Genomic DNA, 16,643 nt, shown 5'->3' on the forward strand with positions numbered 1-16,643 from the left:
AGCCCTCCTCTCAATTACCCGAATCACGTTCTGAAGAAACGAGTTCGGCGCGCGGGGCGGCTATTCGTGGGGTCGCAGCCGGCGTATTGGGCGGGTCTCGATGGCATTGATCGTCAGCGTTCGCCGGCCGATGCGCCAACCCGCCTCGGTGTGTTCGTACTCGTCGTCGTAACGCAGGTGCCAAACCGCGTCGACCACCTCGTCGGCACGCTGACTCCAATGGTGCGCAACGCAAGTGATGCGGCCCCGGGCGAACCCGGGCCGCTCCGCCATGTCGTACACCTCGCCGACGACGGCATGCTCGGTGCGCGCGACCTGGCCGACTGCGGCCAGGGCCGCAGCGATCGCGGCCCGGCCGTGGTGGGTGCGCACCGGGTGCAGCGCGTTCGGCGGGTCGGGTACGCAGAGTTCGGCTTTGTCGGTGAAAAGCGTTGCCACCGAATCGAATTCGCGGTCATCGACGCCGGCCGCGTACCGGTGCACCAGATCGCTGAGCGCCGCCCGGTCCGCGGACGAAGCGTGCGTGCGGCTCACGCCGGCTCGGGTGTGATCGCGGCGCGCACCGCATCCAGCAGAGTTGCGGCCCGCGGGTCGGTGAAGACGTCTTCGAGGAACATCGGCGCTCCGTCCGGGCCGGCCAGCGGTACCCGCCAGTTCGGGTACTCGTCGGTGGTGCCGGGCTGGTTCTGGGTGCGCCGGTCGCCCACCGCGTCGGTCAGTGCCACGCCCAGCAGGCGCGACGGCGTGCGGCCCAGGTAGCGGTGCAGGGCCAGGATCAGCCGCTCGGGCTCGTCATCGGGGTCGTATGAGCCCTCGTCGAGCAGGCCGACCCGCCGCAACTCGGCCAGCCAGCCCTCGCGTTCGGCCGCCGCTGAGCGCAGTTCGTCCTCGACCGGACGGGCTAGCAACCCCAGGGATTCCCGTAGCCGCACATGATCGCCCGCGAGGTAACCCGCCGTCGGCGGTAGGTCGTGGGTGGTGACCGAGGACAGGCAGTACTCCCGCCACCGCTCCGCGGGAAGGGGCGCCGCCGAACCCGAGTCGCGGTCCTGCTCGAACCACAGGATCGAGGTGCCCAGCAGTCCGCGTAGAAGTAAGTAGTCGCGCACCCACGGTTCGACGGTGCCCAGGTCCTCGCCGACCACCACCGCGCCGGCCCGATGCGCTTCCAGCGCAACGATGCCGATCATCGCCTCGTGGTCGTAGCGGACGTAGGTGCCTTCGGTCGGCGGGGCGCCACTGGGAATCCACCACAACCGGAACAATCCGATGATGTGGTCGATGCGGACCCCGCCGGAGTGCCGCAGCACGGCACGGATCAACGCCCGGAACGGCCGGTACTCCAGTTCGTTCAGCCGGTCCGGCCGCCACGGCGGCTGGGACCAATCCTGGCCGAGCTGGTTGAACTCGTCGGGGGGCGCCCCAGCGGTCACCCCGAGCGCGAGCACGTCCTGCAGCGCCCACGCGTCCGCGCCATTCGGATGCACACCGACGGCCAGGTCGTGCATGACGCCCAGCTTCATCCCGGCGCGCGTGGCCTGCGACTGTGCGGCGGCGAGCTGCTCGTCCAGCTGCCACTGCATCCACCGGTGGAAGTCGACCGCGTTGGCGTTCTTGGCGACGAACTCCGCGACCCCAGCGGCGTAGGGGTGCCGCAACGATTTCGGCCATCGTCGCCAATTGGCGCCGTGCTTCTCGGCCAATGCGCACCAGGTCGCGAAGTCGTCCAGGGCGTGACCCTCCCGTGCGCGGTAGGCCGCGTAGGCCAACTCGCGGCCCGCCGAGCGCGGTTGGCGGTGAATCAGCTTGAGCGCCGCGCGTTTTGCGGCCCAGGCGCTGTCGCGGTCGATGCTGTCGCGGTGGGCGGCACGGTGTTGGACCTCGTCGCGCAGTTGCCGTACCCGGCCGCGCTTGGGCAGCTCGGCGAACTCGGGAATGGCTTCCACGCGCAGGTACATCGGATTGGCGAATCGCCTCGACGTGGGTAGATAGGGTGACGGCTCCATCGGCTTCAGCGGCTCTTGGCTGCCCGAGGGCGCGGCCGCGTGCAGCGGGTTGACCAATACGTAGTCGGCGCCGTGCGCGGTGGCTGACCACAGCGCGAGATCCGCGAGGTCGACCAGGTCGCCAACCCCCCAGGAATGCCGGGACCGCACGCTGTACAGCTGGGTCGCCAGACCCCAGGCGCGCCGGGTGGCCAGCTTGTCGGGCAGGCCCAGCCAGTCCGGTGTCACGATGAGCGCGGTGCTGCTCTGGTAGTCACCGGAGCGCAGGTGGACGCGGTGATAGCCCAGCGGCAGGTCGGCCGGCAGCACGAAGCTGGCCTCGCCCACCCAGCGTCCGTCCAGGTCGAATGGCGGGGTGAAGTTGTCCACCTGCTCCACACCGCCGCGTTCGGTCCCGTCCTCGAGCTGCAACCACACCTCGGCCGGGTCGCCGTGGGTGACGTGCACCCAGAAACGGGTCTGCCCACCGGCGCGCCCCACGATGGTGGGCGGCAGTGACCGTGCCCAATGGGCGCGGAGGTCGGCGATCAGTGCGGCGTTGCGGTCCTGTTCGGAACTTGCCCGGACACCGAGGGCGCCCAGCACGGCCACCAGAGTGGACTCGGCGACCACCACGTGCCGGCCGCTCCAGTCCTGGTAGCTGGTGGCAACGCCGAACCGCCGGGCGAGCTCGACAAGCGATGGCGCAAGCTCAGTCATGCCGCTCATCTTCCGTGCCATGCCGCCCTGCAGCTCAGTGGGGTCTCAGCGGGTGTCTGCGTGAGGTTGATTTAACAGTCTGTTACTTGACGCGCCTTGTCGACGTTTCGCAGCTAACATGCCCAATGAAGATACGACGAATCCGTGGGGGATCCAGCGCTTTCGCCGACGCATGGCGGGGTCTGCGCGAGTGCCTTACGGTATCGATGTGCTTTAGCGCTTACTAGCCATGAGGGCTATATATCAAGACGCTTTGACATATTCAGACGTTATTGACAGACAGAGAACAGACCGGAAGGTGATCAAGCGTGGCCGAACATAGCCGCGGGCAGCGCGGGTCGGGGTACGGCCTTGGGTTGTCGACGCGGACCCAGGTAACCGGGTATCAGTTCCTGGCGCGCCGGACCGCGATGGCCTTGACCCGCTGGCGGGTCCGCATGGAGATCGAGCCCGGTCGTCGCCAGACGCTGGCAGTGGTCGCCTCGGTGTCCGCGGCGCTGGTGATCTGCCTGGGCGCGTTGCTGTACTCATTCCTCAGCCCGGCCGGTCAGATCAATGACGCACCGATCATTGCCGATCGCGACTCGGGCGCGCTCTATGTAAAGGTGGGCGACCGGCTCTACCCGGCGCTGAATCTGGCGTCGGCGCGGCTGATCACCGGGCGAGCGGACAACCCGCACCTGGTCCGCGGCAGCCAGATCGCCAGCCTGCCGCACGGGCCGCTGGTCGGCATTCCGGGTGCGCCGAATGAGTTGTCGCCCAAGAACCCTCCCGCGTCGTCGTGGCTGGTGTGCGACACCGTGGGAGGCGCGTCCGGCGGTGTCGCTTCGATGAGCGGCGTAACCGTCACTGTCATCAACGGCACCCCGGACATGAGCGGTCACCGTCGGGTGCTCAGCGGGTCGGATGCCGTGGTGCTCAGCTACGGCGGCAACACCTGGGTGATCCGGGAGGGCCGCCGATCCAAGATCGACGCGACCGACCGGTCGGTGTTGCTGCCGCTGGGCCTGACGCCGGAACAGGTCAGTCAGGCCCGGCCGATGAGCCACGCCCTCTACGACGCGCTGCCGGTCGGACCCGAGCTGCTGGTGCCGGAGGTACCGAACGCGGGAGCAGCGGCTACCTTCCCCGGCGCGCCCGGTCCCGTCGGGACGATTCTCGTCACACCGCAGATCAGTGGGCCGCAACAATATTCGCTCGTCCTGACCGACGGGGTGCAGACGTTGCCGCCGCTGGTGGCTCAGATCCTGCAGAACGCCGGTCGCCCGGGCAACACCAAGCCGGTCACCGTCGAGCCGTCGGCGCTGGCCAGGATGCCGGTGGTCAACCGGCTGGACCTGTCGGCCTACCCCAACGACCCACTCAACGTGCTGGACATCCGGGAGAACCCGTCCACCTGCTGGTGGTGGGAACGGACCCACGGTGAGAACCGGGCCCGCGTGCAGGTGGTGTCCGGGCCCAGCATCCCGATCAAGGCGAGCGAGATGAAGCGGATAGTCAGCCTGGTCAAGGCGGACATGACCGGCCGCGAGGCCGACCAGGTCTACTTCGGCCCGAACTACGCGAACTTTGTCGCCGTCACCGGTAACAACCCGGGCGCCCAGACCGCCGAGTCGCTGTGGTGGCTTACCAACGCCGGCGCACGGTTCGGCGTGGACGACACCAAAGAATCACGCGAAGCGCTCGGCCTGACCCTGCAGCCCAGCCTGGCGCCATGGGTGGCGCTGCGCCTGCTGCCGCAGGGTCCGACGCTGTCCCGAACGGACGCCTTGGTGGAGCACGACACGCTACCTATGGACATGACCCCTGCAGAGTTGGTGGTACCGAAGTGAAACGTGGTTTTGCACGACCCACACCGGAGAAGCCTCCGGTAATCAAGCCAGAAAACATCGTCCTTCCGACGCCGTTGAGCATTCCGCCGCCCGAGGGCAAGCCCTGGTGGCTGATCGTGGTCGGTGTCGTCGTCATCGGTCTGCTGGGCGGCATGGTCGCCATGACGTTCGCCAGCGGTTCGCACGTCTTCGGTGGCGTCGGTTCGATCTTCCCGATCTTCATGGTCGGCGGCATGATGCTGATGATGTTCCGCGGGGTCGGCGGCGGTCAGCAGCAAATGAGCAGGCCCAAATTGGACGCCATGCGGGCCCAGTTCATGCTGATGCTGGACATGCTGCGGGAGACCGCGCAGGAGTCGGCGGACAGCATGGACGCCAACTACCGGTGGTTCCATCCGGCTCCCAACACGCTTGCCGCCGCCGTCGGATCGCAGCGGATGTGGGAGCGCAAGCCGGACGGCAAAGACCTCAACTTCGGGGTCGTCCGCGTCGGCGTCGGAATGACGCGCCCCGAGGTGACCTGGGGTGAACCGCAGAACATGCCGACCGACATCGAGCTGGAGCCGGTGACGGGCAAGGCGCTGCAGGAGTTCGGCCGCTACCAGAGCGTGGTCTACAACCTGCCGAAGATGATCTCGGTGCTGGTCGAGCCGTGGTACGCCCTGGTCGGCGAGCGCGAGCAGGTGCTGGGGCTGATGCGCGCCATCATCTGCCAGCTGACCTTCTCCCACGGCCCGGACCACGTCCGGCTGATCGTCGTCAGTTCCGACCTGGACGAGTGGGACTGGGTGAAATGGCTGCCGCACTTCGGCGACTCGCGCCGGACCGACGCCGCCGGCAGCGCGCGGATGGTCTACAGCTCGGTGCGGGAGTTCGCCGCTGAGCAGGCCGAGCTGTTCGCCGGCCGCGGCTCGTTCACGCCGCGGCACGCCAGCTCGTCGACCCAGACGCCGACGCCGCACCACGTGATCATCGCCGACGTCGACGACCCGCAGTGGGAGTACGTGATCAGCGCCGAGGGCGTCGACGGTGTCACCTTCTTCGACCTGACCGGCTCGCCGATGTGGACCGGGGTCCCCGAGCGCAAGCTCGAGTTCGACAAGGTCGGGATCATCGAAGCCCTGCCCCGCGACCGCGACACCTGGATGGTGATCGACGACAACGCGTGGTTCTTCGCCCTGACCGACCAGATGAGCACCGCCGAAGCCGAGGAGTTCGCCCAGAAGCTGGCGCAATGGCGGCTGGCTGAGGCCTACGAAGAAATCGGTCAGCGGGTGGCCCACATCGGCGCCCGCGACATCCTGTCCTACTACGGCATCGACGATCCGGCCGCGATCGACTTCGAGGACCTGTGGGGGAGCCGCACCGACACAATGGGCCGCTCCCGGCTGCGCGTGCCGTTCGGCAACCGCTCCGACAATGGCGAACTGCTGTTCCTGGACATGAAGTCCCTGGACGAAGGCGGCGACGGCCCGCACGGCGTCATGTCGGGTACCACCGGTTCCGGTAAGTCGACCCTTGTCCGCACGGTGATCGAGTCGCTGATGCTGGGCCACCCGCCGGAGGAGCTGCAGTTCGTGCTCGCCGACCTCAAGGGTGGTTCGGCCGTCAAGCCGTTCGCCGGGGTGCCGCACGTGTCTCGGATCATCACCGACCTGGAAGAAGACCAGGCGCTGATGGAACGGTTCCTGGACGCCCTGTGGGGCGAGATCGCCCGACGCAAGGCCATCTGTGACAGTGCCGGCGTCGACGACGCCAAGGAGTACAACTCCGTCCGGGCAAGGATGCGCGCCCGTGGCCAGGACATGGCACCGCTGCCGATGCTGGTGGTGGTCATCGACGAGTTCTACGAGTGGTTCCGCATCATGCCAACCGCCGTCGATGTGCTCGACTCCATTGGCCGTCAGGGACGCGCGTACTGGATCCACCTGATGATGGCTTCGCAGACCATTGAAAGCCGCGCCGAAAAGCTCATGGAGAACATGGGTTACCGGTTGGTGCTGAAAGCCCGCACCGCCGGGGCGGCGCAGGCGGCCGGTGTGCCCAACGCGGTGAACCTGCCGGCACAGGCCGGGCTGGGTTACTTCCGCAAGAGCCTGGAAGACATCATCCGGTTCCAGGCGGAGTTCCTGTGGCGGGACTACCTGCGCATCTCCTCGATCGACGGTGACGAGGCGCCGGTGCTGGTGAACACCATCGACTATGTGCGCCCCCAGTTGTTCACCAACTCGTTCACCCCGCTCGAAGTCAGCGTCGGTGGGCCCAGCGTGGAACCGCCGACGGTGCCCAGCTACACCAACGGCGAAGTCAACGGCGCGGTGGCCGAAGAAGACGAGGAAGAGGAAGCGATCCGGACGCCCAAGGTCGGAACCGTGATCATCGACCAGCTGCGCCGGATCAACTTCGAGCCGTACCGGTTGTGGCAGCCGCCGCTGACCGAACCGATCGCCATCGACGAGCTGGTCAACCGTTTCCTCGGCCACCCCTGGCACCAGGACTACGGCTCGGCCCGCAACCTGGTTTTCCCGATCGGCATCATCGACCGGCCGTTCAAGCACGACCAGCCGCCGTGGACCGTCGACACCTCGGGGCCCGGCTCCAACGTGCTGATCCTGGGCGCCGGTGGTTCGGGCAAGACGACGGCGTTGCAGACGCTGATCTGCTCGGCCGCATTGACCCACACACCCGAGCAGGTGCAGTTCTACTGCCTGGCGTACAGCAGCACGGCGTTGACCACGATCGCGCGCCTGCCGCACGTGGGCGAAGTGGCCGGCCCCACCGATCCGTACGGGGTACGCCGGACGGTCGCCGAACTACTGGCGCTGGTGCGGGAGCGCAAGCGCAGCTTCCTCGAGTACGGCATCGCATCGATGGAGATGTTCCGCCGCCGCAAGTTCGGCGACGAGGCCGGGCCGGTGCCCAACGACGGATTCGGCGACGTCTACCTCGTCATCGACAACTACCGGGCGCTGGCCGAGGAGAACGAGGTGTTGATCGACCAGGTCAACCTGATCATCAACCAGGGTCCTTCGTTCGGCGTGCACGTGATCGTCACCGCCGACCGGGAATCGGAGCTGCGGCCGCCGGTGCGCAGTGGCTTCGGCTCCCGCGTCGAGCTGCGCCTGGCCGCGGTGGAGGACGCCAAGCTGGTCCGTTCCCGGTTCGCCAAGGACGTCCCGGTCAAGCCGGGCCGCGGCATGGTGGCCGTGAACTACGTCCGGTTGGACAGCGACCCGCAGGCCGGCCTGCACACCTTGGTGGCCCGGCCGGCGCTGGGCAGCACGCCCAACAACGTGTTCGAGAGCGACAGCGTCATTGCGGCGGTCAGCCGACTCACCACCGCGGCGGCTCCGCCGGTGCGACGGCTGCCGGCGAAGTTCGGCGTGGAGCAGGTGCGCGAGCTGGCGGCGCGGGACACCCGGCAGAACGTTGGTGCGGGCGGAATCGCTTGGGCCATTTCCGAATTGGATCTGCAGCCGGTGTATCTCAACTTCGCCGAGAACGCGCACCTGATGGTGACCGGCCGCCGCGAGTGCGGGCGCACCACGACGCTGGCCACCATCATGTCCGAGATCGGCCGGCTGTATGCGCCGGGCGCCACCAGCGCTCCGACGCCACCGGCCGGCAAGAAATCCGCCCAGGTGTGGCTGATCGACCCGCGTCGTCAGCTGTTGACCACGCTCGGATCCGACTATGTCGAGCGGTTCGCCTACAACCTCGACGGCGTGGTGGCGATGATGGGTGAGCTGGCGGCGGCGTTGGCCGGCCGTGAGCCGCCACCGGGGTTGTCCGCCGAAGAGCTGCTGTCGCGGTCCTGGTGGAGTGGGCCGGAGATCTTCCTGATCGTCGACGACATCCAGCAGCTGCCACCGGGCTTCGATTCGCCGCTGCACAAGGCCGTCCCGTTCGTGAACCGGGCCGCCGACGTCGGGTTGCACGTGATCGTGACCCGTACCTTCGGCGGCTGGTCCTCGGCGGGCAGCGACCCGATGCTGCGGGCCCTGCATCAGGCCAACGCGCCGTTGCTGGTGATGGACGCCGACGCGGACGAGGGTTTCATCCGCGGCAAGATGAAGGGCGGTCCGCTGCCTCGCGGCCGTGGTCTGCTGATGGCCGAGGACACCGGCGTATTCGTCCAGGTCGCCGCCACCGAGGTGCGCCGGTAGTAATTGCCGATTGCCGCTGCGCTGGGGCTGTCTTAAGTGCCCCAGCGCAGCGGCAATGACTTGAGCGCGAACGATTTAGACGGAAACACGATGTCGGGCGCGTAGTCCGGCGGTAAATCGAAATCGGGAATCTGCCGGAGCCATTCGGCGATGACCACCGTCAGCTCGATGCGCGCCAGGTGTGAACCAAGGCAGCGATGCGGCCCGCCGCCGAATCCCCAATGCCGGTGCACCTTGCCGTCCATCACCAACTCATCGGTCGACCATTCGTCGCTGCCGTCGCGGTTGACCGCGGCCATACACAACCGCACTTGCGAACCCGGCGGAAGGGTCATCCCGCCGACCTCGACGAACTCGGTGACAATCCGAGGAGCCACCGGCGCCGGCGGCTCCAGCCGAATGACCTCTTCGATGAATACTCTGATCTGTCTTTGGTTTTCGCGGAGCTCTGCCCGTAACTGCGGCCTGCGGGCCAGCTCGAACAGGCAGAACCCGATAATTGCCGTCACCGTGTCCAGTCCCGCCAGGATCAGCAGGTGGCTCATACCCAGCAATTCGATGTCGGTGAGGTCACCCTCGCCCGTCATCAACGCCGACAACATATCCGACCCCGGACTGCGACGACGTTGCTGCACAGCGTCTTTGAGGTATTCGAACAACTCGACCTGTCCGGCTCCCAGCTCGGCGACGGTGAGGAACGGTTTGTCTCCGACGATGGCGTCCTTCCAGTCGATCAGACGGTCCCGATCCTGGATCGGCAGTCCGTAGAGGTCCAGGAACACTTGGTAGGGGTACAGCCGCGCGAAATCCGCCATCACCTCGCATTCGCCGCGTGCGGCGAGGGCAGCGATCATCTCGGTGGCGTGGCGCTGCAGCACCGGTTGCGACTTGGCCAGCGCGTAAGGGCTGAAATAGGGCTGCAGGATCTTGCGGTAGTGGGTGTGCTGCGGCGGATCGAACGCAAGCGGCAGCACCGGCAGCGGATCGCCGGGGGGCTGTAGCACAGTCGAGGAGAACACCTTCGGATTGCGCAGCGCGGCAAGCACATCCGCACGACGAGTCAGGTAGTAGTAGCCGTTCATGAAGACCACGGGCCCCGCATCGCGCAGCGTCTTCCAACCTTTGCCCCGGTCCTGGGTAAACGGCAATGCCGAGTAATCCAACCGTGGCAGATGAAATTTGCCCTGGCCCTCGTCAGGGGTGCTCATGTGCTCAAGCTCTTCCCTCTGCTTCACTGCCACTGCCGGATACCAAAGCAGCGCAACCGTACTGGCCCAGCACAATATGGCATGCGGCCGCGGGCTACGCTACGTACCACGCCACCGGCCCGATGCGGCCGGAACGGCGGAAGGAGGACACCGCAAGTGAAGGTTCGCCTCGAACGCTCGAAGTGCGTGGGACACGCTCAGTGCTACGCGGTCGATCCACAGCTTTTCCCCATCGACGAGTCGGGCTACTCGATTCTGGAGGCGCGTCAGGTGCGTCCCGAAGATGAACAATTGACCCGAGACGGTGTCGCGTCCTGCCCCGAAATGGCGTTGATTCTGCAGGAAGACTGAATAATATTTCGCCTGCTCATCGCCGTTATACCGTGTGGCAGAATGGGTTTCGTCGTTCCCACGCGCTTTCGGCAGCCTTTGCAACGTCAAAATTAACGACGGCTGAACAAAGGTTTTCGAGGAATGAATTGTTGGCTTCATCGGCGTCCAACCACCCACCCAACCCTTAGAGTTCCATATGAAAGCGGTCCAAAGTAGCTCGCAGATCGTAATGAACCGCTCTCCGCTCCGCGGTAACCGCCCGGAGCGCGTCAGACGGGCCGGCAATCCGCTCGGGCCACGGAACTGAAGGAATCGGACCAGCAGCGTGCCTGGCTTCGCGCGGTATCGGCGGTCGAGACTGCCTATCGGGGTTGGCTGAGGAGGGGTGGTGTTGGACTTCGGAGCGTTGCCTCCCGAGATCAATTCGGGACGGATATACAGCGGCCCCGGTCCCAGCCCAATGCTTGCCGCCGCTTCGGCGTGGGATGGCGTTGCGAGTGAGATGGGTGCTGCGGCATCGGGTTACACCGCGGTAGTCAACGAGCTGACGAGCGCACCGTGGGTTGGTCCGGCATCGCAGTCGATGCTGTCAGCGGTCTTGCCGTACGTGAGCTGGCTCAGCGCGGCGGCCACTCAGGCCGAGGAAACCGCTGTCCAGGCCCGGGCGGCCGCAGCCGCCTACGAAACGGTGTTCGCGATGACCGTGCCTCCGCCGGTCATTGCGGCCAACAGGGTGCTGTTGGGAACGCTGATCGCAACCAACATTCTCGGGCAAAACACCCCGGCGATCGCCGCGACCGAAGCTGAATACCTGGAGATGTGGGCGCAGGACGCCGCCGCGATGTACGGGTATGCGGCCTCGTCGGCGACCGCCACGGAGTTGAACCGGTTCCTCTCGCCGCCGAACAGCACCACCCCCGATGCGCTGCCCCAACAGGCCGCCGCGGTCAGTCAGGCCGCTGGCACTCACAGTGGCGACGTCGCACAGACGATCTCTCACCAACTGGTCTCTGCCGCAGCAGTACCGCAGGCGCTACAGCAGCTCGGGACGGCCCCGGTCGCGGCCAGCCAACCCAATTTCATCTGGAATACGATCCAGGATTTCCTGATGTACGGGCTGCCCACTCCCGCCAACAACTTCACGGCGATAACCCCAGCCAGTTACACCGCGGTGATCAAGCAGACGCTGCAGGCCTACTTCGCCGTCGGGTTGGGTTCCTTTGGCACTCAGATCGGACAGCAGCTGTTCAACGGTCTCGGTACCACGGCCGGTGCCGGCGGTGCCTGGTACCCGACACCGCAGTTCGCCGCATTGGGCGCCAGCGGTTGGCATTTCCATTCGGGTCTCGGCTTGTCGGCAAGTGTCGGCTCGGGCAGCAAGGTTGGCGCGCTGTCGGTTCCGGCGGCCTGGGGCAACGCACCCGGCTCCGTGGCAGGGGCCGGGGGAGCCGACACGAAGCTGGTGAGTGTCAATTTCGGCGCTGCAACCGCCGACGCCGGCCCAGCCAACATGGTCAACGCCGGCGGTGTTCCACCCGGTGCGCGTAGCAGGCAGCGGGGCTGGAACATGGGCGTCCGTTACGGCTTCCGATACAGCGTTTTGGCCCGACCACCTTCAGCGGGATGACACCGTGTCAATACCGCTGCGCGACAACATGATCCAGACCAAGGAGGCGCAACGATGCGTCGTCGACATACCACAATGTGCGTAACGGCACCGGAATCCGTTGCGCTGCAGAGCAAATAAGGGAGGAAAGCGGATGTCCTACGTCACCACACATCCCGAGGCGCTGGCCACGGCTGCCGGCACGTTGCAAGGAATAGGTTCGGCAATGGGTTCGCAGAATGCCGCGGCGGCCGCGCCCACAACGGGTATTGTTCCGGCCGCCGCTGACGAGGTGTCGGTCCTGACCGCGGCGCAGTTCATCGCGCACGCCCAGACGTATCAGGCCGTCAGCGCCCAGGCGCAATCGATCCACGAAATGTTCGTCAACACTCTGAGTGTCAGCTCGGGGTCTTATGCGGCGACCGAGGCGGCCAACGCCGCCGCGGCCGGCTGAGGAGTCAGCAGATGCCAGCCGATCTTGCGGCGCTGCCGCCCGAAGTCACCTCGGCGATGATGTACTCCGGTCCGGGCGCCGCATCCTTTATGGCCGCAGCTTCGTCGTGGAACGCGCTCGCCGCCGAACTGACGTCCACGGCCCAGGGCTACGACACGGTGCTGATGCAATTGGCCAGCGAGGAATGGCTAGGCCCCGCCTCGGCGATGATGGCGCAAGCGGCTCAGCCGTACGTGGCGTGGCTGACCGGCACCGCCGGCCTGGCCGAGCATGCCGCCACCCAGGCGCGAGCGGCGGCGGCCGCGTTCGAGGCCGCCTTCGCCGGGGTGGTGCCGCCGCCGCTCGTAGCGGCGAACCGTGCCAGTTTGGCGCAAGCGTTGCAGACAAACATTCTCGGCCTCAACAACGGCGTGATCGCTCAGCTGGAAGCGCAGTATGCCGAGATGTGGGCCCAAAACGCTTCCACCATGCTGAATTACGCGGCGGCCTCACAGGCCGCCAGTAGGCTGACCACCTTCACCGAGGCACCGACGATCGTCAACCCCGCCGGCAGCACCACCCAGGCCGCCGCGGTCGCCGCGGCCCAAGCCGCACCGGCCGCCTCAATCCAGAACAGCGTGCAGGGCTTCCTCAACCAGATCACCAACTCGCTGGGCCAACTCGCCACCCCGACCGGCACCGCCAACTTGGTGCAGCAGTTCGGGAACGGCAACCCGCTGCTGACCGAGATCTGGTTCCTGCTGTCCGGGCAGACGACGCTGCCGAACAACCTCGGAACATTCATGACCGGCTACAACAACTACGCCGGTTTTTTCTACAACACCGAAGGTCTGCCCTACTTCAGCGTCGGAATGGGCAACTCGTTCGTGCAGGTGGCCAAGTCCGCCGGTCTGTTGTCCGCCCCGGCCGCGGCGGCGACCCCCTCCGTCCCGATACCGCCGATCAGCGGGGCGGTCGGTGCCGCCGGCGGTCAGGTGGCCGCGGGGTTGGGCAACGGAGCCCACATTGGGCACCTCGCCGTCCCAGCATCGTGGCCCGGGGCCAGTGCGGCGCCGCCGTCAGTGCGTCCCGCGGTGCAGATGATCAGCGAGCCCATTGTCGCCGGCGAGCACGCAAGTGGCGGCGGGAATGTGCTGAACGGCATGCCCGTCGTCGGCGCCGGCAACGGTCGCGGGCCCGGCGCCGGTCCCCGCTACGGGTTCAAACCCACCGTCATGCCACGCCCGCTGCCCGCCGGATAACCCCCAACAACCATCTACCGAAGGAGACCGAAATGATCACCAAGATGTTCGTCGCTGCAGTGGCATTGCTCGCTCCGCTGGGTGCAGCGGCCACCGCCCACGCCGACACAAAAGACAACAAGTTCATTGCCGTGCTGCAGACCGAGGGCATCAGCGATCACATCTCGCCCAGCCACGCCGTGGAAGCGGCCCGGATGGTGTGCACAAAGCTGGACCAGGGCATGACGCCCTCGCAGGTAGCGGCCGACGTGCTGAACAGTAGTTCTATGCCTGCCTACCACTCCGGATATTTCGTTGGCGCCGCCATTGAGATCTACTGCCCGCAGTACGCTCCCGAGGAAGCGGCGACCTCATGAGGTCGCCGCTCTCCGATAGATGAGCCAGCGCAACTCGATCGGCGACTCCTCGGGTTCGACGTCGAACACGTCTAGGCCCGTTGCCCAACTGGCGAACCACACCGTCGGCGGCCAAGTGTCCTGCGGCAGATGGGCTTTCTCGTAATCGACGACCGAGTCGTCAGCCACCAGCTCAAGCGGCAGGTTCGCGGTCGCGCCTGCCATCTGCTCTTCAGTGAAGATCATCGAGTTGCACTGCTGTCCGAGTTCGAGGGCAGCGTCGTCGGGGACGTAGCCCGGGCGCGGCAAGAATGCATTGATGATCAGATGTCCGCCGGGATCCAAACAGTCGGCGGCGAGCTCGAATACGCCGCGCAGTTCTTGGACGGTGCGAAACTCCGGCAACACCTCGGAGGCGACGATCAATTGGTAGTCGGATCGAACGCCATCCATGGTGTCGAAGGCATCGCTCTCAATCACCTGGACGTCAAGTGATTCCCGCTCAGCTTCCGTGCGGATGATTTGAGCGAACTTCGGAGTCATCTCTACGGCATCCACCGGATGGCCGCGGCGGGCCAGCGCCAGGGCGTTGCGGCCGGTTCCCGCACCGAGGTCGAGCACGCGGTAGTTGCGCGGCTCGTGTGCCTCATCGGCGACGGCCAGCACCCGCGCATCGGCTTCGGTCCCGAACAGTGACCCTTCCCGGTTGCCGACCCAGGAGTCGTAATCGTCGGCCACCGCCAGCCACTCGGCCTTGACGCGATAGTTGATGCCGATGCCGAAGGGAGCATGGTAGGAGATGACGATCTGGGAGCGCTGTGAGGCGGCGTAGGCCCGCGCCAGTTCCGATTCGAGCATCCGCCTGAGTTGAGCCGCTTCGGCGGGGGTCTGCCTGGCACCGACACTGGCGAAAATGTGGTTGCAGATCTCGACGTACTCGTCGATCATGGCCGGCACCGCCGGCACGGTGACATGGCCCCCGGCGACTGATCGGCGGTACAACCGCCGGGCCATCGCATCGCGCAATGCGTCCGGGTCGAACGAACCGGTCGACGGATCCTCCATCAGACTCCTCTACCTGACCGCATCCACCCCCAAGCACCGCGGCGAGTCGATGCGTAGCGGCTTATTGCCGGCGGCGCCGCACCGGATCGACTTCGGCGCGCCGGCACGGACACGAGGCCGCCGGCGACATCTAGGAGACGAAAATAGATCAGCCGCCACCGCGTGGGAATGACCGGCCAGTGAACAGGGCATGTACACATCGCGCGCGGCCGGTACGCGCGCAGACCGGCCGGCCCGTCCGGGCCCAGGCAACGCCGGCCCAGGATCTCGCCGGACACGCCTCGTGTCACCGACACCTATATACGACACATATATAGAGGTACCCGCCAAGCTCGCGGCTTCGCTCGGATAATCCCAGGTCGGCGGTCGATGGATGGTCTGTCGCAAGTGCCCGCACGATTTTGGCGCAGGCCGCTCCTGTGAACTGACTGCGAGTGGCCTCCCAACCCGCCTTGACGCTGTTAATGTGTCGTAACAGCAGGTGAATTCGTATTGCCGTCGAGTGAACAAATGCGAACTGGCGGCATGGAAGGCGACTGTGCACCACACAGTCATCTACTCTCTGTGGCAGAGACTGGACGTTGGGGTGATTAAGGGAGGAAACAGCATGTCATTCGTCACCACACAACCGGAGGCGCTGGCCGCTGCGGCCGGCAACTTGCAAGGCATCGGCACCACGATGAGTGCACAGAACGCAGCCGCTGCGGCGCCGACCACCGGTGTGGTCCCGGCCGCGGCCGACGAGGTGTCGGCGCTGACCGCGGCTCAGTTCGCCGCGCACGCGCAGATGTACCAAGCCGTCAGTGCGCAGGCCGCCGCGATCCACGAGATGTTCGTGAACACCTTGACCACCAGTTCGGGTTCGTACGCGGCGACCGAAGCCGCCAACGCGGCCGCGGCCGGCTGACGAGCGCTGACAGTTCGAGATCGCACAGACTTGGGACGGAAAGCCACAGACGTGAATTTCTTGGCGCCTTCCCACCTGGCGGTGAGTCCGAGGTTTCCGGCTTGGTCGGGGCCCGTTGCTTCGGATCACCTGCATTCGCCGTCACCCAGACAACGGGGTCTGGGATCGACAACCTTCCGACCGCTACGAAGCCCGGTGGCCACCGGCTGACGGAAAAGGAGGACAGTCCGATTTTCTCCGGTCGGTAGTTGCACCTTGCAGCCGATCGGCCATCGCGTCTTTCAAAGACATCAAGGCATCAAGTAGCAGAAGAAGGAGTTATCACGTGACTACGCGTTTCATGACCGACCCGCACGCCATGCGGGACATGGCGGGCCGCTTCGAGACCCACGCCCAGACCGTTGAGGACGAGGCTCGTCGCATGTGGGCGTCCTCGCAGAACATCGCCGGTGCGGGCTGGAGCGGTATGGCCCAGGCCACCTCGCTGGACACCATGAGCCAGATGAACCAGGCCTTCCGCAACATTGTCAACATGCTGCACGGCGTGCGTGACGGACTCATCCGCGACGCGAACAACTACGAGCAGCAAGAGCAGGCCTCCCAGCAAATCCTGTCCAGCTAGCCATCCAGCTACTCGCTGCGTACGCTTTTTCACGTTAGGAGAAAACTTCAATGACCATCAATTACCAGTTCGGGGATGTTGACGCGCACGGTGCGCTCATCCGCGCCCAGGCCGCCAACTTGGAGGCCGAGCACCAGGCCATCGTTCGCGATGTGCTGGCTGCCGGTGA

General features: G+C 66.1%; 13 protein-coding genes and 1 pseudogene. 10 read left to right on the forward strand and 4 right to left on the reverse strand.

Annotated features, from left to right (window positions below):
• Positions 1–60: 60 nt before the first annotated feature.
• Together A9X01_RS23140 and malQ are read right to left on the reverse strand one after the other, a co-directional pair.
• Complete coding sequence (locus tag A9X01_RS23140) at positions 61–534, reverse strand: nuclear transport factor 2 family protein (RefSeq protein ID WP_065122960.1); 474 nt, start codon at positions 532–534, stop codon at positions 61–63.
• Positions 531–2,705, reverse strand: coding sequence for a 4-alpha-glucanotransferase (gene malQ / locus A9X01_RS23145; RefSeq protein ID WP_065122975.1), 2,175 nt, complete (start codon positions 2,703–2,705; stop codon positions 531–533). Before malQ ends, A9X01_RS23140 begins: the two co-directional genes overlap by 4 nt.
• A 308-nt stretch (positions 2,706–3,013) precedes the next feature.
• Between malQ and eccB the strand changes: the two genes are divergently transcribed.
• Together eccB and eccCa are read left to right on the forward strand one after the other, a co-directional pair.
• Complete coding sequence (eccB, locus tag A9X01_RS23150) at positions 3,014–4,537, forward strand: type VII secretion protein EccB (RefSeq protein ID WP_065122961.1); 1,524 nt, start codon at positions 3,014–3,016, stop codon at positions 4,535–4,537.
• Complete coding sequence (gene eccCa, locus A9X01_RS23155) at positions 4,534–8,703, forward strand: type VII secretion protein EccCa (protein WP_065122962.1); 4,170 nt, start codon at positions 4,534–4,536, stop codon at positions 8,701–8,703. Before eccB ends, eccCa begins: the two co-directional genes overlap by 4 nt.
• 32 nt (positions 8,704–8,735) lie before the next feature.
• On the opposite strand, the gene A9X01_RS23160 is transcribed toward eccCa, so the two are convergent.
• A complete protein-coding gene (locus tag A9X01_RS23160) occupies positions 8,736–9,911 on the reverse strand; it encodes a cytochrome P450 (protein WP_065122963.1) in 1,176 nt (391 codons plus the stop codon).
• 156 nt (positions 9,912–10,067) lie between these two features.
• On the opposite strand from A9X01_RS23160, the gene A9X01_RS23165 reads away from it, so the two are divergent.
• The 5 genes from A9X01_RS23165 to A9X01_RS23185 all read left to right on the forward strand — a co-directional run bounded on the left by A9X01_RS23165 (position 10,068) and on the right by A9X01_RS23185 (position 13,901).
• Complete coding sequence (locus tag A9X01_RS23165) at positions 10,068–10,262, forward strand: ferredoxin (protein ID WP_065122964.1); 195 nt, start codon at positions 10,068–10,070, stop codon at positions 10,260–10,262.
• A 370-nt stretch (positions 10,263–10,632) separates the two neighbouring features.
• Complete coding sequence (locus A9X01_RS23170; protein ID WP_065122976.1) at positions 10,633–11,871, forward strand: PPE family protein; 1,239 nt, start codon at positions 10,633–10,635, stop codon at positions 11,869–11,871.
• Positions 11,872–12,004: 133 nt separating this feature from the next.
• The gene (locus A9X01_RS23175; protein ID WP_065122965.1) at positions 12,005–12,304 is read left to right on the forward strand and encodes a PE family protein; all 300 of its coding nucleotides are present in this window, start codon (positions 12,005–12,007) and stop codon (positions 12,302–12,304) included.
• A gap of 11 nt (positions 12,305–12,315) precedes the next feature.
• Positions 12,316–13,545, forward strand: coding sequence for a PPE family protein (locus A9X01_RS23180; protein WP_065122966.1), 1,230 nt, complete (start codon positions 12,316–12,318; stop codon positions 13,543–13,545).
• A 32-nt stretch (positions 13,546–13,577) separates the two neighbouring features.
• On the forward strand, positions 13,578–13,901 hold the full coding sequence (locus tag A9X01_RS23185; protein WP_065122967.1) for a DUF732 domain-containing protein: 324 nt from the start codon (positions 13,578–13,580) through the stop codon (positions 13,899–13,901).
• On the opposite strand, the gene A9X01_RS23190 is transcribed toward A9X01_RS23185, so the two are convergent.
• Positions 13,896–14,945: a class I SAM-dependent methyltransferase gene (locus A9X01_RS23190; protein ID WP_065122968.1), complete on the reverse strand. Its 1,050-nt coding sequence runs from the start codon at positions 14,943–14,945 to the stop codon at positions 13,896–13,898. The two genes, A9X01_RS23185 and A9X01_RS23190, sit on opposite strands and share 6 nt — an antisense overlap.
• Before the next feature lie 607 nt (positions 14,946–15,552).
• On the opposite strand from A9X01_RS23190, the gene A9X01_RS23195 reads away from it, so the two are divergent.
• The 3 genes and pseudogenes from A9X01_RS23195 to A9X01_RS23205 all read left to right on the forward strand — a co-directional run.
• Positions 15,553–15,852, forward strand: a complete 300-nt coding sequence (locus A9X01_RS23195; RefSeq protein ID WP_036361188.1) for a type VII secretion system ESX-5 target PE19 — start codon at positions 15,553–15,555, stop codon at positions 15,850–15,852.
• Positions 15,853–16,177: 325 nt separating this feature from the next.
• Positions 16,178–16,474, forward strand: coding sequence for a WXG100 family type VII secretion target (locus tag A9X01_RS23200; protein WP_065034164.1), 297 nt, complete (start codon positions 16,178–16,180; stop codon positions 16,472–16,474).
• 50 nt (positions 16,475–16,524) lie between these two features.
• Positions 16,525–16,643, forward strand: a pseudogene (locus A9X01_RS23205) (type VII secretion protein EsxI); the annotation flags it as partial.

It is taken from the genome of Mycobacterium asiaticum (genome assembly GCF_001668675.1).
Classification (GTDB): Bacteria; Actinomycetota; Actinomycetes; order Mycobacteriales; family Mycobacteriaceae; genus Mycobacterium; species Mycobacterium asiaticum_D.